Origin of the sequence: Bergeriella denitrificans NBRC 102155 (assembly GCF_001592185.1) — a bacterium.
Lineage (GTDB): Bacteria > Pseudomonadota > Gammaproteobacteria > Burkholderiales > Neisseriaceae > Neisseria > Neisseria denitrificans.
Window position 1 is genome coordinate 1 of sequence record NZ_BCWL01000333.1, and the last position, 1,195, is coordinate 1,195.

Here is a 1,195-nt window from a genome sequence, read left to right on the forward strand (position 1 = left end):
GTTGAAAACAATAAAAATATCTCAATATAATCGGAGAAATTAATTTCTCTGACTATAATAGACGGTATAAAAATAAAAACCCGCCTGATAAGCAGGCGGGTTTTTGAATTTCCGAAAACGGGATTAGCGTTTGGAGAACTGTTTGGCGCGGCGTGCTTTGCGCAGACCCGGTTTTTTACGTTCCACTTCGCGGGCGTCGCGGGTAACGAAGCCGGCTTGTGACAGAGCGGGTTTCAGAGCAGCGTCAAAGTCAATCAAAGCGCGGGTAATGCCGTGGCGGATGGCACCGGATTGGCCGGTTTCGCCGCCGCCGACTACGTTTACTTTGATGTCGAAAGATTCGGCGTTTTCAGTCAGAACCAGAGGCTGACGTACAACCATGCGGCTGGTTTCGCGGGCGAAAAATTCGTCAACCGGACGGCCGTTTACGATGATTTGGCCGGTGCCTTTGGTCAGGAATACACGAGCCACTGAACTTTTGCGGCGGCCTGTGCCGTAGTAGTATTTACCGTTCATGTCGTGTCCTTATCGCAATTCTAATACTTTGGGCTGTTGTGCAGCGTGGCCGTGCTCGGCGCCTGCGTACACTTTCAGTTTTTTGATCATGGCGTAGCCCAGAGGACCTTTAGGCAGCATGCCTTTTACGGCTTGTTCCAGAGCGCGGCCCGGGAATTGCTCTTGCATTTCGCGGAAAGTACGCTCGTAGATACCACCCGGGAAGCCTGAGTGACGGAAGTATTTTTTGCCTTCGAATTTGGCGCCGGTTACACGCAGTTTGTCAGCGTTGATAACGATGATGTAGTCGCCGGTGTCAACGTGAGGGGTGTATTCGGGTTTGTGTTTGCCACGCAGACGGTGTGCGACTTCGGCAGCCACGCGACCCAGAACTTTGTCTTGGGCGTCGATGACGAACCATTCGCGCTTCACCTCGTGCGGTTTCGCTGAAAAGGTTTTCATAGTGGAAATCCAGATAGATATAGAAAGTTGCAGATTTTAAAGGGCTGCGGGTTTTTTGTCAATCATATTCAAGGCTGTGGCGCAAGATTATTTGCGAAATGCAACAGCGCGGCGGGCGGGCGGGAAAAAGCCGTCTGAAAAAACGGCGGTATGCGGTTTTTCAGACGGCTTGTGCGGGCTGCTCCGGCTGCGGGCAATCCTTCAATATGAGAACAGGGCGGCCTGCAGGCGGCGGTAT

2 protein-coding genes are annotated in these 1,195 nt (G+C 52.1%); both read right to left on the reverse strand.

Features of this window, described 5'->3' with window-relative positions:
- Positions 1 to 123: 123 nt before the first annotated feature.
- Entirely contained in the window at positions 124 to 516 is a 393-nt protein-coding gene (gene rpsI, locus BDE01S_RS10610) for a 30S ribosomal protein S9 (protein WP_002227789.1), read from the reverse strand.
- Between the two features lie 9 nt (positions 517 to 525).
- Positions 526 to 957, reverse strand: coding sequence for a 50S ribosomal protein L13 (rplM, locus tag BDE01S_RS10615; RefSeq protein ID WP_066081379.1), 432 nt, complete (start codon positions 955 to 957; stop codon positions 526 to 528).
- Positions 958 to 1,195 lie beyond the last annotated feature (238 nt).

Excerpts from the sequence above, each read along its gene's own strand:
- rpsI (WP_002227789.1), bottom strand. The coding sequence starts at position 516 with ATGAACGGTAAATACTACTACGGCACAGGCCGCCGCAAAAGTTCAGTG.
- rplM (WP_066081379.1), bottom strand. The coding sequence starts at position 957 with ATGAAAACCTTTTCAGCGAAACCGCACGAGGTGAAGCGCGAATGGTTC.